Genomic DNA, 22,854 nt, shown 5'->3' with positions numbered 1-22,854 from the left:
CAACGCCGGGGCCGCGCATGTCGCCACGCCGAACTAAACTTCACGGTCATGAGTTCTCCCAGCGCAACCCTCACCGTGTGGGCAGCGTCATGGCTCGCCGGCGACGCTGCGCCGGACGACGTCATCGACGCCCTTGCCGCGTGGGCACCGATGCACCTGATCGGCGCCGCCGACGCGGAAACCGCGGTCCGCCACGATCTCGAATGGCCGGGAGTCACGGCTTCCGGTGTGCCCACCCTGCTCAGAATCGCACGCTCGGAGGCTGCCGAGGTCCGCCTGGTCCTTCCTACGGCCGGTGATGTACGTGGTCTGCCCACCGGGACCGAGTTCGCGCGCGCTGCGATCGCAAAGGGTGAAGGGATACAGATCGGCGCCGTCGGCAAGCCGGGAGTCGGACTCGTGCCGTCGAAGGAAGGCCCGGACGTCTTGCGATGGACGGTCTTCTCCATTCCCACCGTGGCGGGCAGCGCCGAATCGATCGGACTCCGCGAAGCCGAATACGAACTGCGCCAAGCTGTTCGGGACGCAGCCGAGGTGCTCGGCGGGCTTCCGGCCGTAGCCACCGGAATGCCTGGAAACGACGCTCGTACGCTGGTCGCCGAAGCCCTGCAGGCACAGGCCGGACACCGCTGGCCGTCGACACTGTCACCTCGGCATCTACAGGTGATCGACACCGCCGACAACGTGGCAGCCATTCTTACCGTCGCTGCGTCGGTCTCGACCAATCAGGCCCCGAGCGTGTCCACTGCGCAGAGGCGTGACGACCTGCTGCGACGACTGTGGGACGTCGTTCGCACTGCCCGTGTCGCGTCGGCGAACAGCGTGTCGATCAGAGCTTGAGCACGAAGTTCCGGCGTTTCTCGGCAAACCCGTTGCGGTCACCGAACATGTCGATCTTCATCTCTTCGAGCTCACGCTCCTCGTAGGGCTCCACCGGATCACGTTCCAGTCGAAGACGTTTGCGCTCCAGCATCGATTCCAGCCGATCTCCTTCGAGCAAGTCGGTGGCGACCTCGTGCAACCACGCCTCGAACAGATCCGGCCGTCTGGGGCCGATCGCGTCGACAAGTCCGATGTCCAAGGCTCGACGGATACCGATCGCACTGCACTCGGCCAGCAGGCTGCGGGCCTGCTCCTCGCCGACCCGAGCCGGAAATGTGTACGTGTGCAGTTCCGAGCCGAACAGGCCCATCGTGGCGTAATGAGGATTGAGAACCACACCGTCCCTGGCCACGACTACGTCGGCTCCAAGGGGGAGCATGACCCCGCCGGCACCGGCGTTGCCTGTGAATGCCGCCACCACAACCTGTTCCGTACAGGTGACGATCGCTTTCGCGATCTCGTTGATGGCCTTGATGTTGGCCCACGCTTCCCCGGCTTGATCCGACGCGGCCTCGATGACGTTGAGGTGGATACCGTTGCTGAATCTGTCGTAGTCACCCGTCAGGACAAGGATCTTGGTGTCCTGCGCGATCGCCCAGCGGAGCCTGGCGGCCAGTCGCGCGCATTGCTTCGTACTCATCGCACCGTTGTAGAAGCGGAACGAGAGATATCCGATATCGCCGTCGCGGTGATAGTCGGTCTCGGGGTAACGACCCTCCCAGACCTGTGGAACGAACACGTCCGGACGTACGACCGCGGTCGACGGAAGTTTGACATTGCCGGCGCCGACGAGCCGCGCATGTCCGATCCAAACGGAGCCCGCACCGGTGGCAACACGTATTGCCTGGTGGAAGTACTCGACGATGGTGCCGGGCGCTGCATCGACGTGGGTATCGAGGTGAGTGTCGTAGACGTAGACCCGGTCGAGCCCCAACTGAACGGCGACGCCGGGAAACCCGTCGGCGGCGTTGACGGCGCGGACGATACGCGACGCGTCTTCCTCCCAGCTGAAAACGCGATCGGCCTGTTTCATGCTCGGCCTCGATCGGGTCGAAGCCACGGGCCGCACAACTCGGTCCGATGGGATCGGCTGGAAGTCAGGAGTACGGAAATGTTCGACGACCTCCGTAATGCACTCCATCGCCGCGTCGGTGACTTCCTCGTTGTATACCGAGGATTTGGTTGCCCCGTTCCGGAGTTCGAACGTCCGCCACGCCCACACCGCTCCGGCATCCAGTTCCTCGGCGGCCTGCAAAGCGGTCACTCCCCAGATCGGTTCGCCATCCGTTATCGCCCAGTCCAGCGACGACGGTCCGCGATCGCCGGGCGGGCCGGGATGGATGATGATCGTCGTCCACCGCTGCCAAACAGATTCCGGGACATAGGCTTTCAGAAACGGGCAGATGATGAGATCAAAATCTCCCGCAGACGTCGCGGCCAGCACTGCGTCCGCGTCGGCGACTACGGCTGTACGAACTTGGTGCCCCGCCTCGCGAAGAACAAGACCGGCCCGCTGCGAGAGACCGTTGTCGGAGGTGACGAGAAGAAGCACGCTCAACGGTGGCGCGGAAGTCGTGCGTGGGCGTGAGCGCCGGAACAGCGCCGCCGTAGCCGCTCGCAGACGGCCCCTGCCCGTTGTATCTGCGCGTAGCTTCGTCGTTGCTCCAGCGCTGGAAATAGCCACAGAAGTCGTGAGTGCGGCCGATTTGGGCATCGGTCTAACTTCGGGGGTCGAAACCATGGATTCCTGCTCGCATGCTCGGGTATCTGCAGCGCAGACCGAACTCCCCCCAGAGCAGGACCGACGCACCGATAGATTGATTGAGGTATTTAGGGACTTTATACCTACCGTCGGTTTGTTTCAATAGCTATTTTCAAGCAAACTGTTTGATCGATCAACCCACAGTCTTGTGATTGATCGCGATATGGCGGTCGATGCGAATATGTTCATCCAGCGTCGGGTAGCGCAAACCGGTGTCCTGGCTGTACCCCTGACGGCGCAACCAATCCAGGACATCGCCCCAGAACCAGATCCCCCCGGCAACCGAGTTGTACGGAATCGGGAAAGGCGTAGCCGCCTGCCGGACCCCTCGCACCCACTGCCCGACAGCTTGCCGCGTCACCCCCGCGCGGTCGGCAATGTCCTGACGTGACACCAGATCGGGATGTGTCCGCTGGGGACGCACGCCTGCAGCCACCAACTGGTCCACCACGGTGATAGCCGTTGTCGCCGCTCGCATACCTTCCGAGGTGAGCGTCAGCAGCTGCAGCCCGCGCCGGTCCTCGACCCTTCCGCCCAAGCTCTCTTCGATCGCCTGCTCTTGCGAGACTGTCAGCATCTGAACGATGAATGTGAATTCGTAACGGTGATAGAGGTCTTCGGCCACGCAATGAACATAGCCGTAAGCTGCACTGTTTCCACATGGACACACCCGGGTCACGCCCCCGCACGCACAATGGGCAGATGATCGACGTGGACGACAGCCAGTTCGAGGACATGGTCAAGCGGGCGCTCGACAGCCTGCCACCGAAATTGGGTGCGGAGATGGCCAATGTCGCAGTGACCGTTCAACTCGAAGGTGGACGACCGGGGCTACTCGGGCTGTATCAGGGCATCCCACTGACCAAGAGAACCACTACGTACGCCGGCGTCCTTCCCGACCGCATCACGATCTACCGCAGGGCCATCTGTGCGATCTGCAGCACCGAAGACGAGGTGATCGAGCAAGTTCGCCGAACAGTGATCCACGAAATCGGCCACCACTTCGGGATCGGAGATCCCCGGTTGCGTGAACTCGGATGGTGACAACCGACTCATCTACAAGTCGGAAATCAGCTAGAGGTTGATAATCGGCGAATTGTCATGTCAGCTGTACCAAGCCCGCAACAATTGAACACTTACAGGAGTTCGCATGGTCAATTTGATCCAGATCGCCCCGAAGAATGCCCCGACGTTCGCGATGAGCCGACAGAAGGCCGCAGAACTGCTGGGCATCTCGGTCGACAGCGTCGCGTTTCTCCTCAAGTCTCGCTATCTCCCGGATCTGGACGCCGGTCGGTTGATCTCGATGGCCAACCAGCCCTGGTTGTACTCGGACGGCGACTTTCCCGTCCTTCAGCAGGGCGCATCCGAACTTGCCCCCAAGAAGATGCTGCCCGCACGTAAGTACATCGGCGAGAGCGCAATTCACTCCGACGCCGAATGCGTGGAGGCCAACCAGGGGCAGTGGGCGGGATTCAACGTCGACCATGTGCTCGGCGCCCGCTTCCTGCCTGTGACGCTGCGCAAGTTTCCGGTGTCGGTGCTGCAGATCCACGACGTCAACGACGACGACGAAGAACGCGTCTCGTTTGTCGCTACCCTCGCCGGGCGAGTCCGCGAACTGGGCGCGCCCGAACTCAACTACATAGACCCGTCACTGAGCCCCGAGGATCGACAGATCGTCGAGACGCTCCTCACCTCTCGCAGCACGTCCACCGTTCCCGGGCCCTGCGGAAAGCTCAAGCATCCGAACACCTGAGCGCCGGACCGTCAGCGGGGACGCTGAACGGCCGCGCAGCAATTGACTGCACACGAGAGACCGTTGGTGGTCGAGCCGAGCAGCGGCTCGACCCCCAGTCGCAGTGGCTGCTCGGCCTCGGCCAGTTCCCGAACGAGCGTGGGCACCAGCTGCGCGAAACGCTGATCGCGGCCGGGCGTTGCTGCCCGAACGAAATCCATCCCGAGTTCGGCTGCCTTGTCCTTGGCCTCGGTGTCCAGGTCCCACACCACTTCGAGGTGATCGGAGACGAAACCGACGGGGCATACGATCACGGCGCGAACATCTTTGGCGGACAACGTATCCAGGTGATCACAGATGTCGGGGTCCAGCCACGGAACCTGCGGCGGGCCTGATCGCGACTGCCACACCAGATCGAAATCCTCGACGCCGACGGCCTCGGCAACCAACTTCGCGGCCTCGGCGACCTGTCGACTGTAGAGGTTTCCGCCCTCTGCCGGCGGCCCTGCATTGCGGTCTGCGGCACTCGGTACCGAATGCGCGGTGAACACCAGGCGCGCAGTATCGCGAGTCGCTTCGGGCAACTCTGCGCGGGCCGCGCGCACACCGTCGGCGAACGCGCCGACGACCAGCGGATGGTCGTAGTACTGGCGAAGTTTTGTCAGCGTCGGTGCGCCGTCACCGACCGCCTCACGGGCGCGGGCGATGTCCTCGTGGTACTGCCGACATCCGGAGTAACCACCCCACGCCGACGTGGCGAACACGGCGGCGTTGCGGACACCGTCCTCGCGCATCTTGGTAACGGTGTCTTCGACCATCGGGTGCCAGTTGCGGTTGCCGAAGTACACGGGCAAATCCACGCCGGCTGCTGCCAGCTCACCTTCGACCCGTTCGATCAGGTCTCGGTTGAGCGCGTTGATGGGCGAAACTCCACCGAAATGCATGTAGTGCTCGACGACGGCGTCGAGCCGCTCCGGTGGCACTCCCCTACCGCGCGTGACGTTTTCGAGGAACGGCCGTACGTCTTCGGGTTTTTCGGGACCGCCGAACGACAAAACGAGAAGAGCATCGAACTGCATGTCCATACTTGCGGTCATGAGTTCAATCTTGCGCGATGCCGTTCGGCGGGAGTCACCCGGGTACTCACCTGCGTAGTAGAAGGGGTGCTACTAGCCGACCATCGCGTGGAAGCCGCCGTCGACGTAGATGATCGACGCGGTCGTGCCGGGCAACCAATCCGAGAGGACGGTGCAGACCGTTTTGGCGACCGGCTCGCGATCGTCGACGTCCCAGCCGATGGGCGCAGCACCGTCCCAGGCGGTGTTCAGCTTGTCCAACTCCGCGCCCGGACCGGTGCTGTCACCGGCAATGGCCTTGGCGGCCAGGGTCTTGATCGGGCCGGAGGACACCAGGTTCGAGCGGATGCCGCGGACGCCGACCTCTTTGGCGACGTAACGGTTGACGGCCTCGAGGGTTGCCTTGGAGACACCCATCCAGTTGTAGAAGGGCATTGCGCGTGCCGGATCGAAATCCATTCCGACGATGGACGCGTTGTCGTTGAGCACCGGCAGCAACGCCTTGGCCAGTGCGCTGTACGAGTAGGCGGACACCTCGAGTGCGACCGCCACGTCTTCCCACGGCGCGTCCATGAACGGGCTTCCCAGGCAGGAGCGGGGAGCGAAGCCGATCGAGTGGACGACGCCGTCGATACCCTCGGGAGCCAGCTCGCGCACACGCTCGGCGAGAGATGCGAGATCCTCCGAGCTCTGGACGTTGAGCGAGATTGCCGGCGGCACGGGCTGCGGCAGTCGCTGGGCGATGCGATCGATGAGGCGCAGACGATCGAATCCGGTGATCAGTACCTTCGCGCCCTGCTCCTGCGCGACCTTGGCCACGTGGAACGCGATCGACGAATCGGTGATGATGCCGGTGACAAGAATGGTCTTACCCTCGAGCAAGCCGCCCATGAGATGTCCTCCTGATTTCAGACGTACGAGAAAGGTGTGTGTGCGAAAAGCGGGTCAGTGCCCCATGCCGAGTCCGCCGTCGACGGGGATGACCGCACCCGAGACGTATGCCGAATCGTCGGAGGCGAGGAAACTGACAACTGCTGCAACATCTTCCGGCTTTCCGGTCCGCTGCAACGGGATGAACTCGGTGGCCTTGTCCTTGACGTCGTCGCCCAGTGCTGCCGTCATGTCGGTTTCGATGAAACCCGGTGCGACGACGTTGGCGGTGATCGAACGTGAGCCGAGTTCCCTTGTCAGGGAACGAGCGATACCGACGATGCCTGCTTTGGACGCTGCGTAGTTGACCTGGCCGGCTTGTCCTGCCAGACCCACCACAGAGCCGAGGAAGATGAACCGTCCGAAACGCGCGCGCAGCATCGACCGGGTCGCACGCTTCGAGAGGCGGAACGTACCGGTGAGGTTCGCGTCGACGACGCTCGTGAACTGCTCTTCGCTCATTCGCATGATCAGTGTGTCGTCGGTGACGCCGGCATTGGCGACGATGACCTCGACCGGCCCCTGGTGCGCTTCGACCTCTTTGAACGCACGGTCGATCGACTCGGTGTCGGTGACGTCGCACACGACGCCGAACAACCCTTCGGGGACACCGGAACCGCGGTGCGTGACGGCTACCTTGTGGCCGTCTGCGGCGAGCCGCTGAGCGACGGCCAAGCCGATTCCGCGGTTACCGCCGGTGACGAGCACCGAGCGAGGTGTGGTGACGGTCCGTTCGGAAACCACTGTCGTGGGAGGGGTAGACATGGCGATCAACCTATCAATTCTCTGCGGGCCGCGTACCAGCGGTATTTGGACAATTCGGAACTGCTCTCGATCAGGGCAGACGCTGCCTGCGTATCAGGGCAATCGTCAGACCAGCGGTCGCGAACACGACGCCGAGGACCAACCACGGTCGACTCGCATCGCCTCGTGTCGTCTCGAAACCGATCTGCTCTTCGAGCGTGTCGTACACCTGGCGCAGTTCTTCGAGGCTCGATGCCGTGAAGAAACTTCCGCCGGACAGGTTGGCGATCTCCTTCAGTGACGCATCGTCGACCGGGACGGGGATTCGGTCTCCTTCGATCTCGACTCGCCCATATGTCGTTCCGAAGGAAATGGTCGAGATCGGAACGCCCTTGTCCTTGGCCTGACGGGCAGCGGTGAATCCGCCCCGCGGATCGTCCGAGTTCTCGGGAACGGTCTGCTTACCGTCGGACAGCAACACGATGCGCGCCGGTGGCGCCTGATCGCTTCCGCCGAGAACAGCCGACAGCGTGTCGATCGACTGCAACGAGGTGAAGATCGCTTCGCCCGTCGCCGTTCGCTCACTGAGCTTGAGGTTGTCGATGGCGACCTTCGTCGCGTCACGATTCGTGGTGGGCGACACCAGAACCGAAGCGGTCCCGGCAAATGCGACCAACCCGAGGTTGATGCCGGGAGTCAGACCGTCGGCGAACGACTTGGCCGCTTCCTGCGCTGCTGCCAATCGCGTCGGCTCGACGTCGGTGGCCTGCATCGACAGCGACACGTCGATCACGAGGATCACCGTGGCACGGTTTCGCGGGACCTTCTTGTCTGCCGTCGGACCGGCAAGGGCGACGGTGAAGAACACCAACGCGACGACCATCAGAATCGCTGGAATATGACGCCACCGCCCGGGCCGCGAAGGCGCGACCTTCTCCAGTAGCGCGAAGTTCGTGAACCGAAGTGTGTGCTTGGCCCGCTGCTTCTGCACGAGTACGTAACCGACCACCAACGCGGCGATGACAGCGAGGAACAGCAGCCACCACGGTGCGGTGAATTGAGAAAGACTCACGAACGAACGCCCCCAATTCCGGCGCCGGCACCATAACTGTGTCGGCGTGCCGAGATGAATCTCACGACGTCGGCAATCCAGTCCCGATCGGTGTGCAGGGACATGAGCGGTGCGCCGCAACGACGTAGAGCTTGCCTGACCTCGACGCGGTGCTCGGCGGCGACTCTGGCGAAGTCGGCGCGCAATTGCGGCGTCGTGGTGAATTCTCTGGTCCGGCCGGACTCGGGATCGTGGAGCACCACGTCGCCCACGTCGGGCAGTTCGAGGTCTCGCGGATCGACCACTTCGACACCGAGCACGTCGTGCCGTCCTGAAATGGCGCGCAGCGAGCGTTCCCAGTCGATCGGTCCGAGGAAGTCACTGATGACCACCGCGAGTCCGCGTCGACGCTGTGGGCGTCTGAGCGCTTCGATCGCGCCGACCAGATCACCGCGTACCCCGTCCGGCGCGTGCGGAGTCGTCGCGATCTTGCGGAGCATCGCCTGTGCGTGAATTCGCCCACCGCGGGCCGGAATTCGAGTTGTCTGTGCGCCGGTCGAGATGATGGCGCCGACGCGGTTACCGCCCGAACTGGTCAGGTGAGTGATGGCCGCGGCTGCGGCGACGACCAGGTCGCGCTTCTCGCATCCGGCGGTCCCGAAGTCGAGACTTGCGGACAAGTCGATGACGAGCCACGTCTCGAGCTCACGATCTGCGACCGACTGACGCACGTGTGGGTGCGTCGTCCGTGCGGTGACGGACCAGTCCATCTGCCGCACGTCGTCGCCCGGCTGATACTCGCGGGCATCTCCCGGCTCCGAACCCGGACCGGGAATCAGGCCGAGATGATCGCCGTGCAGCACACCGTCGAGGCGACGGCGAACCGTCAGCTCGAGGGTGCGCAGCGCAGCGGTGAGTTTGGGGTCGCTGAGCTCGCCGGATCGGAACGACGGCGGAGAACCGGCGGATCCGGCGGGTGTCGCCTGGCCACCGTCGCGGCCTTCGGTCACTGCGGGCGACTCATCGTCTCAGCGGTCGCGATCGGCGCGCCGTTGCCCTGCGGATTAGCTGTGCCCTGTGGATTAGCTGTGCCCGGTGCGTTGAACTGCGGTGCCTGCGGTGCGCCCTGCTGGGGCGGTCCGGGAACGGTAGGAACCGGCCGCGCGGCGATCTGCGGCAGTCCGACGGTCTGCAGCACCCGGGCGATGACGGCGTCGGGAGTCACCTCGTCGGCCATGGCGTCGTAGGAAAGAACGAGGCGGTGGCGCAGCACGTCCGGGATCACCTCGATGACGTCCTGCGGCACTACGTAGTCGCGCCCGCGGACGAGAGCGAGAGCTCGCGACGCGGCGATGATGCCGAGCGTCGCGCGGGGTGAGGCGCCGTACGCGATCCAGCCGGCGACGTCCTCGAGTCCGACCTCACGCGGCGTACGCGTAGCGGCGATGACCCGGACAACGTAATCGACGAGCGCGTGGTGAACGAAGACGTTGCTGGCGACGCGTTGGAGCCTGACCAACTCCTCCGGACCGAGGATCTGGTGCGGCTCCGGAGCCGCGACGCCCATCCGGTAGACGATTTCGCGTTCTTCCTCCACTGTCGGGTAATCGACGAGGATCTTGAACAGGAAGCGGTCGCGCTGCGCTTCGGGGAGCGGGTAGACGCCCTCGTTCTCGATGGGGTTCTGCGTCGCCATCACCAGGAACGGATCGGGCATGTGGTACCGCTTGCCACCGATCGAGACGTGGCGTTCTGCCATCACCTCGAGGAGCGCGGACTGCACCTTGGCCGGGGCACGGTTGATCTCGTCGGCCAACACGAAGTTGGCGACGACGGGTCCGAGTTCGGTGTCGAACTCCTCGCGGCCCTGACGGTAGATGCGCGTGCCGATCAGGTCGGTGGGCACCAAGTCCGGGGTGAACTGGACGCGGGAGAACGAACCGCCGACGACCTTCGCGAAAGTCTCGACAGCCAGCGTCTTGGCGACACCGGGTACGCCTTCGAGGAGGACGTGCCCCTTGGCGAGAAGTCCGACGAGGATGCGCTCGACAAGCCGGTCCTGCCCGACGATGACTCGCTTGACCTCGTAAATCGCTCGTTCCAAGGTCTGAACGTCGGCTGCCAGGGAAGGTGCTGCTCCGTCCGCACTTCCACTCGCCTTGCTTACGTCGACCGTTCCGACCGAATCTTCACGTGAGGTCACCAAGAATCCATCGCTTTCACCTAGAAAAGTACCGACAGTAACGTGTTCCCCGTCAACTATTCCAGGTAGTTGCGCTCGATGCCGTAACACCACGTCGGGAACTTGATACTTCCCTGACAATGCGGGTGTCAGCGGCATTTCCTCTGACGGTCAGGACACCAGTCGGACGGCGTACGGCGTCATTCCGCCCCACCGAACCGGTGAGACCATGACACTCGAACCGGATTGTGGTGCCTCGAGCATCTGACCGTTACCGAGGTAGAGCGCCACGTGTTGGCTGGCGTTGGGGCCGTAGAAGATCATGTCGCCGCGCTTCATCTCCGAAGACGGAACCTGCGTGCCTGCGGTGTACTGATAGCCGGTGTAGTGCGGCAGCGAGATCCCGATGCCGGCAAAGGCATAAATCATCAAGCCGGAGCAGTCGAACCCGACCTTGTTGAAGTCGCCGTAACTGTCAGCGACGCCGCCGTCACGGATGCCTCGCGTCGGACCGTTCTCGTCGCCGCCGCCCCAGGCATACTGCACGCCTAGCTGAGACATTCCGCGGTCGATGACGGATTCGATTGCAGCGCTTCCGGTGACGGAAGGCTTCGGAGTGGTGGGTTTCGGCGTCGTCGGCTTCGGGGTGGTGGGCTTGGGCGTCGTGACCGTTTCCTCGTCGGTGCCGGTCTCTTCGTCCGTGCCTGTTTCCTCGTCGGTCCCTGTTTCTTCGTCAGTCCAGGTGTCGTCGTCGTCCGGGATGACGGTCGGAGTCGGGTCTTCGACCGCGGTGTGCGGACGCTGGGCTGCTGCCAGTGCGGCAGCTCGATCCTTGGCTGCCTGGTCGGCAGCGGCACGGGCGGCGGCCTGAGCGGCCGCTTCCTTGGCAGCGGCTTCGAGAGCCTTCTGATGAGCTTCCTCGGCGCGGCGCTGTTCGTCCCAGGTCGCGTATGCCTGGCGTTGACCCTGCAAGCCGGCGACGGCGTTGCGGGCGGCGTCGAGCTGAGCCTGGGCAGAGTTGCGCTCGGCTTCGATCGCGGCCTTCTTGGCTACCTGCTGATCGAGAGCGTTGCGCGCGATCTGAATCGCCTGCTCCGCCAGATCCTTCAGCTGCGCGGCGACCTCGGCGGCGGCATCGGCCTGCTGCTTGGCCTGGCGGGTCGCGGAATCCTTGTTCGCCTGCTCGGTACGTGCTCGCTGGAGACCGTCGAGCACTGCACTCTGCGTATTGGCGAGAAGCTTGAGGACCTGGGCGCGGTCGAGAACGTCGCCAGGACCCTTGGCGTCGAGGAACGACGAGATCGACGCAGTATTGGTGCCCTTGACGTAGCTCGAGCGTGCGTACTTGTCGAAGTCCGTCTGAGCGACCTCGATCTGCGCCGACGCGTCCTTCAGAGCTTGTTTCGTGACTCCGACGGCCTGCGCTGCGGAGTCTGCGGCGCCGCGAGCGTTCTGCAGATCCACGAGAGTCTTGTTGACGTCTTCACGCTTGATCGCAACTTCGTTGTCGAGTGCCGACAACTGTTCGTTTGCCGATGCGACTTGATTGATGAGCGCGCTGACGGTGCCGACGCTCGACGAGACCTGCGAATCTGCCGCGGCGATATCCGAGTCACTCGGATTCGGCGGCGGTGGCGGTACGGCCGAGGACATGGCCGGCGTCCCGACGATCAGGGATCCGACGACGCCGAATCCGATGACCAGTTGCGCCAGGCGCATCGATTTACGGGAAGGACCACGACGGGACTCGCCGCCACGTGTTACTTGCCTCACAAATAACTCTCCCTCGCGTGTAACGCCACGGCCCGCTGGGTCGCCGATCCGTGCGGGGAGGGAATGCGCAGACCAAGCACCGGTCGCCCACAGCCCGAGAGCTGCTCGTCGACCTGGACGTGTCGTACGAACGCCACCGTCGACACCTCGAGAACAAGGCAACCGACAAGTACGCGTCGAACAACATCAGCCTGTCTGCGACACTTCTTCCCCAAAAAGTGCCAGTTGTACCGTACGACACTCAAGCGTTCTTTGGAAACTTTAGCCACAAATAACACAAACGGTATTTGAGCTGGTCGAATGGCATGCAGACACCAAAAAGGGCAGGTACTCACCGCAAACAGCGGTGAGTACCTGTTTTCGACGAGTTACTGAAAATCTCGCAAAAGGACCAAGGTCAGACGGAATCGGCCCGGTGGTCGGATGGTGCTGGTGTTTCCGAAGTCGAGGCGATATGTCTGGTTTGCGCGTTTTCTGGCTCTCGCCGCCACTTGACGGCAAAGGTAATTCCGGCAATAACCGCCACCACTGCGATGACAAGGACCGTGTAAAGCGTCCACGGCGGACCTGGCGCCACGATCTCGTGCGAGAAGCGGTCCGCGGTCACGCTTGCGCTTTCACCGAAAGATCGGTCCTGTGCAGTTTCGAGCTGCACTCGACTGATCGAATCGCTGTAGCTACCCATCCAGTCAGGGCTCAGAACGAGAACCGTTCCGCCTTCTGTTTTGCCGACCGTCGTGGCCAGGTCTCGAAGATCGGACGGCCGGCCCGGATTTGCGTCGACTACTACGACGCTCAAGTCGACACCACGTTCACGAGCGTCGGTCACCACCGCGGTCAGCCCCGCAACATCATCCGCGGGGGCGGAGACGCCGTCCGTCGAAATGTCCGCGAGCACGTCGTCGAGATCGACGTCCGACGGAACAGCGACGTGCAACGGGGACTTCACGTGCACAGGCGCAAAAGCGTGATTTGTAGGAGCAGACATCTCTCATCCGGGTGCTGTTCGGATTCCGTCCACCGCTGAGATGCGGGGAGTTCTTCCGAGGTCGTTTTTCGGCGGCCGACCCGCGACGGGCCTGCATGCACCCTACTTCAGGTCGACTGCCACCAGGCGTCACACACAACCGCCGCGCGTGCCGCCCGAGCGGTAGCTGTGGGTGCGGTCACCCAGCCAAGCCTGCGTTGCGCAGGCCCGCAGTCTGCATGAAGATTGTTTCGGTCAACTTGCCCTGAATTCTCACAGGACAAGCGTACTGTTAGACTTGGACCAAGAGGTACCACCGGTCAGGACAGGTTCTACTGCAGCTCCGATGTTCGGACAGTTCTCACGCGAACTGTGCGATTGGCGTGAGCTACGGAGGATCTTCCCGGCCGAAGTACCTCGCTTCAGCTGCCGACACAGCCCCGTCGGTAGCGACCCTCATAGACGAGTGGAGCAGACGTGAGCACCAGTATCGATTCATTCGGAGCCAAGGGAACCCTCGAGGTCGGTGAGAACTCTTACGAGATCTTCCGCCTCTCGGCCGTCCCCGGCACCGAGAAATTGCCCTATTCCTTGAAGGTTCTCGCCGAGAACCTTCTCCGCACCGAAGACGGCGCCAACATCACCGCGGATCACATCCGCGCAATCGCAAGCTGGGATCCCTCAGCCGAGCCGAGCATCGAAATCCAGTTCACGCCTGCCCGCGTGATCATGCAGGACTTCACCGGCGTTCCTTGCATCGTCGACCTCGCCACCATGCGTGAGGCCGTCACCACCCTCGGTGGCGACCCGAACAAGGTCAACCCGCTCTCCCCCGCCGACATGGTCATCGACCACTCGGTCATCCTCGACGTCTTCGGCCAGGCCGACGCACTCGAGCGCAACGTCGACCTCGAATACGAGCGCAACGGCGAGCGTTACCAGTTCCTCCGTTGGGGCCAGGGCGCATTCGACGACTTCAAGGTCGTCCCCCCGGGAATGGGCATCGTTCACCAGGTCAACATCGAATACCTGGCACCCACCGTCATGTCGCGTAACGGACAGGCATACCCCGACACCTGTGTCGGCACCGACTCGCACACCACGATGGTCAACGGCCTCGGCGTGCTCGGCTGGGGCGTCGGCGGCATCGAGGCCGAGGCAGCAATGCTCGGCCAGCCCGTCTCCATGCTGATCCCCCGCGTCGTCGGATTCAAGCTCTCCGGTGAGATCAAGCCCGGCGTTACCGCAACCGACGTCGTGCTCACCGCCACCGAGATGCTCCGTAAGCACGGCGTCGTCGGCAAGTTCGTCGAGTTCTACGGCAACGGTGTTGCCGAGGTTCCGCTCGCGAACCGCGCGACGCTGGGCAACATGAGCCCCGAATTCGGTTCCACCGCAGCGATCTTCCCGATCGACGCCGAGACCATCGAATACCTGCGCCTCACCGGCCGCAGCGACGAGCAGCTCGCTCTCGTCGAGGCGTACGCCAAGGAACAGGGCCTGTGGCACAACCCCGACAAGGAACCCGTCTTCTCGGAGTACATCGAGCTGGATCTGGGAACCGTTGTTCCCTCGATCGCCGGCCCGAAGCGCCCGCAGGACCGAATCCTGTTGTCGGAGTCCAAGACTGCGTTCCGCAAGGACATCCACAACTACGTGGAAGAGAACCACCCGACCGAGCACACCCAGCTCGACGAGGCCGTCGAAGAGTCCTTCCCGGCTTCCGATCCCGCGGTTCTGTCGTTTGCCGACGACGGAGCGGTCGACGTTCTCTCTGCTGCCAACGGTGCAGAAGGCCGTCCGAGCAAGCCGGTCGTCGTCAAGTCCGACGCCGGTGAGTTCGTTCTCGACCACGGCGCCGTCGTCGTTGCAGGTATCACCTCCTGCACCAACACGTCCAACCCGTCGGTCATGCTCGGTGCTGCACTGCTCGCACGCAACGCCGTCGAAAAGGGCCTCGCCACCAAGCCGTGGGTCAAGACCAACATGGCTCCCGGTTCGCAGGTCGTCACCGATTACTACGAGAAGGCCGGCCTGTGGCCGTACCTCGAGAAGCTCGGTTACTACCTCGGCGGTTACGGCTGCACCACGTGCATCGGTAACACCGGACCGCTGCCCGAGGCAGTCTCGAAGGCCATCAACGACAACGACCTCTCGGTCACCGCGGTGCTCTCGGGTAACCGTAACTTCGAGGGACGTATCTCCCCCGACGTCAAGATGAACTACCTGGCTTCCCCGCCGCTCGTGATTGCATACGGCCTCGCCGGAACCATGGACTTCGACTTCGAGACCGATTCGCTCGGTAACGACACCGACGGAAACCCCGTCTACCTCAAGGACATCTGGCCGTCCACGCAGGAAATCGAAGAGACGATCAAGTCCTCGATCGACCAGGACATGTTCCGCAAGTCGTACGCAACCATCTTTGCGGGCGACAGCCGCTGGCAGAACCTCGAAACCCCGAAGGGTGACACCTTCGAGTGGGACGTGAACTCCACCTACGTGCGGAAGCCACCCTACTTCGACGGCATGACGATGGATCCGGCTCCGGTCAAGGACATCAAGGGCGCTCGCGTCCTCGCACTGCTCGGCGACTCGGTCACCACCGACCACATCAGCCCGGCAGGTCCGATCAAGGTCGGCACCCCCGCTGCGCAGTACCTCGACTCCCATGGCGTCGAGCGTGCGGATTACAACTCGCTCGGCTCGCGTCGCGGTAACCACGAGGTCATGATTCGCGGAACGTTCGCGAACATCCGTCTGCGCAACCAGCTCCTCGACGACGTCTCGGGTGGTTACACCCGCGACTTCACGCAGGAAGGCGCACCGCAGGCATTCATCTACGACGCGTCGCAGAACTACCAGGCAGCCGGCATCCCGCTGGTCGTCCTGGGCGGCAAGGAGTACGGCTCCGGATCCTCGCGTGACTGGGCAGCCAAGGGCACGAGCCTGCTCGGCGTCAAGGCCGTCATCACCGAGTCGTTCGAGCGCATCCACCGCTCCAACCTGATCGGCATGGGCGTTGTCCCGCTGCAGTTCCCGGTCGGCGAGTCCGCAGGTTCGCTCAAGCTCGACGGCACCGAGACCTTCGACATCGAAGGTGTCGAGAAGCTCAACGAGGGCGTCACCCCGAAGACCATGAAGGTCACGGCGACGCGCGAGAACGGCGAGAAGGTCGTGTTCGACGCAGTCGTACGCATCGATACCCCCGGCGAAGCGGATTACTACCGCAACGGTGGCATCCTGCAGTACGTGCTTCGCAACATGATCCGGGGCTAGTAGGCACTACGTGCCTGTGAGCACTTTCGGCCCCTGACGGGTTACAAAGCGCTCACGACCACTTTCGCCGGAAGGCGAACCAGGTTTCATCGGTGGTCGTGAGCGCTTTGTGCACTGAGTCGACATTCAGCGCCTACGGCCGAAAGTGTTCACAGGCAACCCGACAAAGGAGGGATGCCCGTGCCCAAGGTCAGTGAAGACCATCTCGCGGCACGGCGCAGTCAGATCCTTGACGGCGCCCGCCGCTGCTTTGCGGAATACGGCTACGACGGCGCCACAGTTCGCCGTCTCGAAGAAGTCACCGGTTTGTCCCGCGGAGCGATCTTCCATCACTTCAAGGACAAGGACGGCCTGTTCCTCGCTCTCGCAAGCGAGGATGCGAGCCGGATGGCAGATGTCGTCGCCGAAGAGGGACTCGTCCAAGTCATGCGGGACATGCTCGCGCAGCCCGATCAATTCGATTGGCTGGGAACGCGACTGGAGATAGCGCGTCGACTGCGCAACGACGCCGATTTCCGCGAGAAGTGGTCGCAGCGCTCCGTAGAACTGACGGAAGCGACCAGTGCGCGCCTCGCCAGACAGAAATCGGCCGGTCGGCTCCGTGACGACGTTCCCACCGAAATTCTGATCGGGTATCTGGATCTGGTGATGGACGGCCTGGTCGCGAGAATCGCCTCCGGCCACGGCGTCGACAACCTGTCAGCGGTTCTCGATCTGGTCGAGGAATCGGTGCGGCGGAGAGATTGAGGGGCTTCGCCCCTGTGCGCCTTTTTGGTAGTGGGAACTACCAAAAAGGCGCACAGGGGGTTAGGCGAGCTGGATCAGCTCGAGGTATTCCTGCGACCAGTGGTCCTCGTTGCCGTCGGGCAGGAGGATGACCCGCTCGGGGTTGAGGGCCTCGGCAGCGCCCGGATCGTGGGTGACCAGGACGACGGCACCGGTGTAGCTGCGGAGCGCGTCGAGCACCTGCTCGCGTGAGATCGGGTCCAGGTTGTTGGTGGGCTCGTCGAGAAGCAGAACATTGGCAGCGGACGACACCAGACCGGCCAGAGCCAGACGCGTCTTCTCACCACCCGAGAGCGTTCCGGCCGGCTGTTCGAGCTGCGGGCCGGTGAACATGAAGGCACCGAGCAGCGAACGCAGTTCCTGCTCCCCTGTGTCCGGCGCGGCGTGGCGGATGTTCTCCCACACGGACGCGTCGTCGTCGAGGGTGTCGTGCTCCTGAGCGAAGTAGCCGACCTTGAGTCCGTGACCGGCGATCAGCTCACCAGCGTCCGCTTTCTCCGCGCCCGCGAGGATGCGGAGCAGTGTGGTCTTACCTGCACCGTTGAGTCCGAGGATCACCACACGAGACCCACGATCGATCGCGAGATCGACACCGGTGAAGATCTCGAGCGAGCCGTACACCTTGGTGAGGTTCTTGCCCATCAGCGGAGTCTTGCCACAAGCGGCGGGTTCGGGGAAACGAATCCGCGCAACCTTGTCCGAGACACGTTCGGCATCGAGGTTCGCCATCAATTTGTCGGCTCGCTTGGCCATGTTCTGAGCCGCGACGGCCTTGGTTGCCTTTGCGCCCATCTTGGCGGCCTGAATCCGCAGCGCACCGGCCTTCTTCTCGGCGTTGGCGCGCTCGCGGCGACGACGCTGCTCGTCCGTGGCACGAGCGTCGAGGTACTTCTTCCAGTTCATGTTGTAGACGTCGGCCTCACCGCGGACGGCGTCGAGGAACCACACGCGGTTGACGACGTCGTTGAGCAGGTCGACGTCGTGGCTGATGACCACCAGTCCACCCTCGTGGTTCTGGAGGAAGCCACGCAGCCAGGTGATGGAGTCGGCGTCGAGGTGGTTGGTGGGCTCGTCGAGCAGCAGAGTCGTGTCCGAGCGGGCACCGCTGCCGTCGGAGGCGGCGAAGAGGATGCGCGCCAATTCGACGCGACGACGCTGACCGCCGGACAGCGTGCTGAGCGGCTGCCCGAGAATGCGGTCTTCGAGACCGAGGCTGCTGGTGATGCGTGCAGCTTCACTCTCGGCTTCGTATCCGCCGAGGGCCGAGAACCGATCCTCGAGCTGACCGTACTTCTTGACCGCGCGGTCCTGCGATTCCTGATCGAGCACCTCGCCCATCAGAATCTGCTGCTTCTCCATCTCGCGGAGCATCGTGTCGAGGCCACGTGCGGAGAGAACCCGGTCCTTGGCGAGGACGCTCAGGTCGCCCTCTTTGGGATCCTGCGGGAGGTATCCGAGTTCACCGGTACGTACGACGCTTCCGGCATATGCCTCACCTTCGCCGGCGAGGATGCGCAGTGTGGTCGTCTTTCCGGCTCCGTTACGTCCGACGAGTCCGATCCGGTCGCCCGGCTGGATGCGCAACGAAGGCCCGGGAGCCGTGAGAAGGGTGCGGACACCGGCACGAACTTCGAGGTCAGTGGCGGTAATCAAGCAAACTCCTCAGGAAAAACGACGAATACGGGTAAACAATGCCTGACTACAGACACAAGAACTATCGATTTTACCGTGACCTGACGGTCGTTCCGACCAGCAGCGTGTGAGTCCGCTAACGTTCGGGACATGACTAGCGAAAACAGCACTCGTCCTCGCGACCTCGAAGGCCGTGCCGCCATCGTCACCGGCGCAAGTCGCGGAATCGGCAAAGCTGTCGCCGCCGAACTCCTCGCTCGCGGTGCCGACGTCTTGATCACAGCCCGCAAGCCGGAGCCCCTCGAGGCCGCCGCATCCGAGCTGTCCGCTCTGGGGCACGGCGGAAAGGTCGTCGCATTCGCGGGCAACGCAGCCGATGCCGAAGCCCGCTCCGGTGCCGTCGACCGCGCCGTGTCCGAATTCGGTTCACTCGACATTCTGGTCAACAACACCGGAATCAACCCCGTCTTCGGTTCGCTCATGGAAGCGGACCTCGACGCCGTGCGCAAGATCTTCGACGTGAATGTGGTTGCCGCCCTCGGTTACGTCCAGCAAGCACATCGGGCATGGATGGGCGAACACGGTGGAGCCGTCGTGAACCTGGCAAGTGTGGCCGGGATCCGGTCGACGGGCGTCATCGCGGCGTACGGCGCGTCGAAGGCTGCGCTCATCCGCCTGACGGAAGAACTGGCCTGGCAACTGGGACCGAAGATTCGTGTCAACGCCGTAGCTCCCAGGATCGTCAAGACGCAGTTCGCGGCAGCCCTGGTCGCTGCCGGCGAGGACAAGGCGTCGGCGGGCTACCCGATGAAGCGGCTCGGCACCCCCGAGGACGTTGCCGGTCTGGTCGGCTTCCTCGTCTCCGACGCGGCGGCGTGGATCACGGGCGAAACGGTCCGGGTCGACGGCGGTCTGCTCGCAACGGGATCGATGTAGTGCGCCGGTCGTGAGCACAGACAACTCCTCCGCCGACGTGGTGATCGTCGGTGGCGGCCCGGCCGGGCGGGCACTCGCCACCCGCTGTATCGCCCGGCAACTCACCGTCGTCGTTGTCGATCCGCATCCCCATCGGGTGTGGACGCCGACCTATTCGACGTGGGCTGACGAACTGCCGTCGTGGCTGCCGGACGATGTGATCGCAAGCCGGATCGAACGCCCGAGCGTGTGGACCCGCAGACAGAAAACGCTTGATCGCACATATTGCGTATTGAATACATCTATACTGCAATCATTTCTCTCGGGCACATCCGTACAGTTCAGAGCCTTGCGTGCTCAAACACTGTCCCCTACCGCAGTCCTGTGCGTGGACGGATCGCAGCTGACAGGATCCGTCGTCATCGACGCCCGGGGTACCGAACTGACGGTGACAACCGCCCAGCAGACCGCCTTCGGAGTGATCGTCGACCGCGCTCTGGCCGATCCGATTCTTAGTGGTGGCGAAGCCTGGTTCATGGACTGGCGAACAGACAACGGCGCCTCCGACGCCGACGCCCCGTCGTTCCTCTATGCGGTCCCACTCGACGACGAGCGAGTTCTCCTCGAGGAGACCTGCCTCGTCGGCCGGCCGGCGTTGGGGCTCCGCGAACTCGAAGCGCGTCTGCGCACCCGGCTTCACAATCGGGGCTGCGAAGTCCCCGACGACGCACCGGTCGAGCGAGTCCGTTTTGCAGTCGAAGGCCCGAAGGAGTCGTTCCCCGACGGTGTCCTCCGGTTCGGCGGGCGAGGCGGTCTGATGCATCCGGCAACCGGATACAGCGTTGCCTCGTCACTCGCCGAGGCAGACGCTGTCGCCAAAGCAATCGCCGACGGTGGAGATCCCAACGCGGCGCTCTGGCCGCGGTCGGCCAAGGCGGTGTCTGCCCTTCGCCGCGTTGGCCTGAACGCACTTCTCACCCTCGGCTCGAGAGAGGTCGCGACATTCTTCGACACGTTCTTCGATCTACCGGTCGAGGCTCAGCGGTCCTACCTGTCCGATCGGCGGGACGCGTCCGCGACGGCGAAGGTGATGGCAACCCTGTTCCGATCGTCACCGTGGCACGTCCGAAAGACGTTGATGCGCGCGCCGTTTCTGAGGTGAGCACTCCGGACCGACTACTGCGCTCCCATCGAGCCGGCGATCATCGGCCAGGAATTGTGTAGGTCGTCCTGCCAGTAGCCCCACGAGTGGGTTCCGGTCGGCTTGAAGTCGAAGGTCGCGGGGATGCCCAGTGCGTTCAGTCGGTCCGCCAAGCCGTGCGTGCACCCGTTGACCGCGGATTCGATGATGCCGCCGACGACGATCTGATTCAGGAGGGCTCCGGGATTTCCGTTCACATCGGGTGCCTGAAGGTTGTCGTGCGGACCTGGCAGCCCGGATCCGGTGGAAACGTACAGTGCGGTCCCCCGCAACTTCTCCGCGTTCACGACCGGATCGTTCTCGCGCCACCCCGGACCGTCGAACGGTCCCCACATGTTTGTCGGATCAGCGCCACCCCGCGCGCCGACCACCAACCGCACATAGTCCTGACCCGGCTGGGTGGAAGTCTCCGCGCACCCGCTGTAGGCCCCGACACTCCGATAAAGCCCTGGTGCCGAGATCGCGAGATTGAGTACCGACGTCGCCGTCATCGAAATCGCCGCGATGGAATTGACCCCGTTGGTACCGAACTGCGCATCGATGACGGGCGGCAGTTCGCGAGTGAGGAACGTCTGCCACTTGTTGCGCCCGAGTACGGGATCGTCTTTCTGCCAGTCGGTGTAGTAGCTGAACGCTCCTTCCAGCGGCGTCACGACGTTGACGTTCTTGTCGGCGAAGAAGTCCAGGACATCGGTCCGTCCTTCCCACGTTGCACTGTCCTCGCCACCACCGGCGCCGTTGAGCAGATACAACGTGGGCCGTGGGGCGCTCGTGTCGGCGGGGAGGATCACCTCGAGTGGAATGTCGCGGCCCATCGCATCGGAGTGGACGCTGATGGTTACGGTGCGTGCCGGATCTGCGTTCGCGGGCCAAGGCGCAAACAGCAGTGGAACCAGTGAAATCGCCAGCGCCGCGGTGACGCGTCGACGGTAGGTTCGGATTCTCATCGGAGCGTCCCCCCAGGTGTGCGAGTCGGGTTCTCGAAGCGGATACCCGCTCGATACGCCCCGAACCGACCCATCCACACGCAACGGTTCGGGATCAACCGTGATCGTTTGCCTCGCGCAAACGGCCGGCGGCGACCATCATGGGAGGCATGCGCTCGATTTGGAAAGGCTCGATAGCCTTCGGTCTGGTCAACGTCCCGGTCAAGGTGTACTCGGCGACCGAGGACCACGACATCCGATTTCACCAGGTCCATGCAAAAGACGGTGGCCGTATCAAGTACAACCGTGTGTGTTCCGAGTGCGGAAACACGGTTCAGTTCGCGGACATCGACAAGGCGTACGACTCGGAAGACGGATCGCGCGTCATCTTGAGCGACGAGGACTTCAACAAACTCCCGGCCGCGGAGAAGCACGAGATTCCGGTGCTGGAATTCGTGCCGAACGATCAGATCGATCCGATCTTGTTCGAGAAGAGTTACTTCCTCGAACCCGATTCGGCGTCGCCGAAGGCATACGTCCTGCTTTCGACTGTGCTCACCGAGAGTGATCGAACGGCACTGGTGCATTTCACTCTGCGACAGAAGACGCGCCTGGCCGCGATGCGCGCTCGCGACGGCGTCCTGGTGATCCAGACGTTGCTGTGGCCCGACGAAGTTCGTGCAGCAGAGTTCCCTTCCCTCGACGACGTGGAGAAGCCGAAGGCGAAGGAACTGAAGATGGCGCAGACGCTCGTCGAGAGCATGGCGGGCGATTTCGATCCGACCGAGTTCACCGACGACTACCAGCTCCAACTGAGGCAGTTGCTCGACGAGATGATCGAGAACGGCGGCAAGAAGGTCATCCCGGCCGCCGAGGTCGACCAAGAGGGCACCGACGCAGAGGTGGTGGACCTGGTTGCCGCACTGCAGCGCAGTGTGGACGAAGCGAAGTCGAACGCCTCCAAGGCCGGCTCGTCGAAGTCGACTACACCGAGGAAGAAACGAGCCTGA

General features: G+C 63.4%; 20 protein-coding genes. 8 read left to right on the top strand and 12 right to left on the bottom strand.

The annotated features are described in order from the left end of the window. Positions 1-48 precede the first annotated feature (48 nt). Positions 49-840: a hypothetical protein gene (locus P3G66_RS17600; RefSeq protein ID WP_276116933.1), complete on the top strand. Its 792-nt coding sequence runs from the start codon at positions 49-51 to the stop codon at positions 838-840. On the opposite strand, the gene P3G66_RS17595 is transcribed toward P3G66_RS17600, so the two are convergent. Both P3G66_RS17595 and P3G66_RS17590 read right to left on the bottom strand, forming a co-directional pair. Further along, positions 830-2,596 carry an enoyl-CoA hydratase-related protein gene (locus P3G66_RS17595; protein WP_276116932.1) on the bottom strand — a complete coding sequence of 589 codons (1,767 nt, stop codon included), beginning with the start codon at positions 2,594-2,596 and terminating at the stop codon, positions 830-832. The genes P3G66_RS17600 and P3G66_RS17595 overlap by 11 nt on opposite strands. A 181-nt stretch (positions 2,597-2,777) precedes the next feature. Further along, complete coding sequence (locus P3G66_RS17590) at positions 2,778-3,269, bottom strand: hypothetical protein (RefSeq protein ID WP_003944993.1); 492 nt, start codon at positions 3,267-3,269, stop codon at positions 2,778-2,780. Positions 3,270-3,346: 77 nt separating this feature from the next. Here P3G66_RS17590 and P3G66_RS17585 point away from each other — a divergent pair, with 77 nt between their 5' ends. Together P3G66_RS17585 and P3G66_RS17580 are read left to right on the top strand one after the other, a co-directional pair. Beyond that, the gene (locus P3G66_RS17585; RefSeq protein ID WP_003944783.1) at positions 3,347-3,688 is read left to right on the top strand and encodes a metallopeptidase family protein; all 342 of its coding nucleotides are present in this window, start codon (positions 3,347-3,349) and stop codon (positions 3,686-3,688) included. A 106-nt stretch (positions 3,689-3,794) separates the two neighbouring features. Then, positions 3,795-4,403, top strand: coding sequence for a hypothetical protein (locus P3G66_RS17580; RefSeq protein WP_003945014.1), 609 nt, complete (start codon positions 3,795-3,797; stop codon positions 4,401-4,403). An 11-nt stretch (positions 4,404-4,414) separates the two neighbouring features. Here the strand turns inward: P3G66_RS17580 and P3G66_RS17575 are convergent, their stop codons facing one another. The 8 genes from P3G66_RS17575 to P3G66_RS17540 all read right to left on the bottom strand — a co-directional run bounded on the left by P3G66_RS17575 (position 4,415) and on the right by P3G66_RS17540 (position 13,126). Next, on the bottom strand, positions 4,415-5,479 hold the full coding sequence (locus tag P3G66_RS17575) for a ferrochelatase (RefSeq protein WP_231917350.1): 1,065 nt from the start codon (positions 5,477-5,479) through the stop codon (positions 4,415-4,417). A gap of 72 nt (positions 5,480-5,551) precedes the next feature. Beyond that, positions 5,552-6,349, bottom strand: a complete 798-nt coding sequence (gene inhA / locus P3G66_RS17570; protein WP_003944803.1) for an NADH-dependent enoyl-ACP reductase InhA — start codon at positions 6,347-6,349, stop codon at positions 5,552-5,554. Between the two features lie 54 nt (positions 6,350-6,403). Then, positions 6,404-7,153, bottom strand: a complete 750-nt coding sequence (fabG1, locus tag P3G66_RS17565) for a 3-oxoacyl-ACP reductase FabG1 (protein ID WP_007727875.1) — start codon at positions 7,151-7,153, stop codon at positions 6,404-6,406. A 70-nt stretch (positions 7,154-7,223) separates the two neighbouring features. Then, positions 7,224-8,204, bottom strand: a complete 981-nt coding sequence (locus tag P3G66_RS17560) for a VWA domain-containing protein (protein ID WP_276116931.1) — start codon at positions 8,202-8,204, stop codon at positions 7,224-7,226. After that, positions 8,201-9,193 (bottom strand): DUF58 domain-containing protein, encoded by a 993-nt coding sequence (locus tag P3G66_RS17555; protein ID WP_276116930.1) that lies wholly within the window; start codon positions 9,191-9,193, stop codon positions 8,201-8,203. Before P3G66_RS17555 ends, P3G66_RS17560 begins: the two co-directional genes overlap by 4 nt. Further along, positions 9,190-10,308 carry a MoxR family ATPase gene (locus P3G66_RS17550; RefSeq protein WP_223304533.1) on the bottom strand — a complete coding sequence of 373 codons (1,119 nt, stop codon included), beginning with the start codon at positions 10,306-10,308 and terminating at the stop codon, positions 9,190-9,192. The genes P3G66_RS17555 and P3G66_RS17550 overlap by 4 nt, the downstream gene beginning before the upstream one ends. 228 nt (positions 10,309-10,536) lie before the next feature. After that, positions 10,537-12,084: an NlpC/P60 family protein gene (locus tag P3G66_RS17545; protein WP_003944866.1), complete on the bottom strand. Its 1,548-nt coding sequence runs from the start codon at positions 12,082-12,084 to the stop codon at positions 10,537-10,539. 451 nt (positions 12,085-12,535) lie between these two features. Next, positions 12,536-13,126, bottom strand: coding sequence for a DUF6676 family protein (locus P3G66_RS17540; RefSeq protein ID WP_021332993.1), 591 nt, complete (start codon positions 13,124-13,126; stop codon positions 12,536-12,538). Between the two features lie 456 nt (positions 13,127-13,582). Here P3G66_RS17540 and acnA point away from each other — a divergent pair, with 456 nt between their 5' ends. Continuing rightward, complete coding sequence (acnA, locus tag P3G66_RS17535; protein ID WP_003944995.1) at positions 13,583-16,384, top strand: aconitate hydratase AcnA; 2,802 nt, start codon at positions 13,583-13,585, stop codon at positions 16,382-16,384. 180 nt (positions 16,385-16,564) lie between these two features. Continuing rightward, positions 16,565-17,131, top strand: a complete 567-nt coding sequence (locus tag P3G66_RS17530; protein ID WP_003944970.1) for a TetR/AcrR family transcriptional regulator — start codon at positions 16,565-16,567, stop codon at positions 17,129-17,131. A gap of 60 nt (positions 17,132-17,191) precedes the next feature. Here P3G66_RS17530 and P3G66_RS17525 read toward each other — a convergent pair whose 3' ends face one another. Continuing rightward, positions 17,192-18,823: an ABC-F family ATP-binding cassette domain-containing protein gene (locus P3G66_RS17525; RefSeq protein ID WP_003944932.1), complete on the bottom strand. Its 1,632-nt coding sequence runs from the start codon at positions 18,821-18,823 to the stop codon at positions 17,192-17,194. A 129-nt stretch (positions 18,824-18,952) separates the two neighbouring features. Here P3G66_RS17525 and P3G66_RS17520 point away from each other — a divergent pair, with 129 nt between their 5' ends. Together P3G66_RS17520 and P3G66_RS17515 are read left to right on the top strand one after the other, a co-directional pair. Continuing rightward, complete coding sequence (locus tag P3G66_RS17520; protein ID WP_276116929.1) at positions 18,953-19,738, top strand: SDR family oxidoreductase; 786 nt, start codon at positions 18,953-18,955, stop codon at positions 19,736-19,738. A gap of 10 nt (positions 19,739-19,748) precedes the next feature. Continuing rightward, positions 19,749-20,879, top strand: coding sequence for a lycopene cyclase family protein (locus P3G66_RS17515; RefSeq protein WP_276116928.1), 1,131 nt, complete (start codon positions 19,749-19,751; stop codon positions 20,877-20,879). 14 nt (positions 20,880-20,893) lie between these two features. Here the strand turns inward: P3G66_RS17515 and P3G66_RS17510 are convergent, their stop codons facing one another. After that, on the bottom strand, positions 20,894-21,865 hold the full coding sequence (locus P3G66_RS17510; protein ID WP_003944869.1) for an alpha/beta hydrolase family protein: 972 nt from the start codon (positions 21,863-21,865) through the stop codon (positions 20,894-20,896). A 140-nt stretch (positions 21,866-22,005) separates the two neighbouring features. On the opposite strand from P3G66_RS17510, the gene P3G66_RS17505 reads away from it, so the two are divergent. Beyond that, on the top strand, positions 22,006-22,854 hold the full coding sequence (locus P3G66_RS17505) for a Ku protein (protein WP_020907736.1): 849 nt from the start codon (positions 22,006-22,008) through the stop codon (positions 22,852-22,854).

It is taken from the genome of Rhodococcus sp. C3V, assembly GCF_029269915.1.
Classification (GTDB): Bacteria; Actinomycetota; Actinomycetes; order Mycobacteriales; family Mycobacteriaceae; genus Rhodococcus_F; species Rhodococcus_F qingshengii.
The sequence above is the reverse complement of the archived record's forward strand: the minus strand, read 5'-3'. Positions and strand labels throughout refer to the sequence as shown.

Excerpts from the sequence above, each read along its gene's own strand:
- P3G66_RS17600 (WP_276116933.1), top strand. The coding sequence starts at position 49 with ATGAGTTCTCCCAGCGCAACCCTCACCGTGTGGGCAGCGTCATGGCTC.
- P3G66_RS17595 (WP_276116932.1), bottom strand. The coding sequence starts at position 2,596 with ATGCCCAAATCGGCCGCACTCACGACTTCTGTGGCTATTTCCAGCGCT.
- P3G66_RS17585 (WP_003944783.1), top strand. The coding sequence starts at position 3,347 with ATGATCGACGTGGACGACAGCCAGTTCGAGGACATGGTCAAGCGGGCG.
- P3G66_RS17580 (WP_003945014.1), top strand. The coding sequence starts at position 3,795 with ATGGTCAATTTGATCCAGATCGCCCCGAAGAATGCCCCGACGTTCGCG.
- P3G66_RS17575 (WP_231917350.1), bottom strand. The coding sequence starts at position 5,479 with ATGACCGCAAGTATGGACATGCAGTTCGATGCTCTTCTCGTTTTGTCG.
- inhA (WP_003944803.1), bottom strand. The coding sequence starts at position 6,349 with ATGGGCGGCTTGCTCGAGGGTAAGACCATTCTTGTCACCGGCATCATC.
- fabG1 (WP_007727875.1), bottom strand. The coding sequence starts at position 7,153 with ATGTCTACCCCTCCCACGACAGTGGTTTCCGAACGGACCGTCACCACA.
- P3G66_RS17545 (WP_003944866.1), bottom strand. The coding sequence starts at position 12,084 with ATGCGCCTGGCGCAACTGGTCATCGGATTCGGCGTCGTCGGATCCCTG.
- P3G66_RS17540 (WP_021332993.1), bottom strand. The coding sequence starts at position 13,126 with ATGTCTGCTCCTACAAATCACGCTTTTGCGCCTGTGCACGTGAAGTCC.
- P3G66_RS17520 (WP_276116929.1), top strand. The coding sequence starts at position 18,953 with ATGACTAGCGAAAACAGCACTCGTCCTCGCGACCTCGAAGGCCGTGCC.
- P3G66_RS17510 (WP_003944869.1), bottom strand. The coding sequence starts at position 21,865 with ATGAGAATCCGAACCTACCGTCGACGCGTCACCGCGGCGCTGGCGATT.
- P3G66_RS17505 (WP_020907736.1), top strand. The coding sequence starts at position 22,006 with ATGGGAGGCATGCGCTCGATTTGGAAAGGCTCGATAGCCTTCGGTCTG.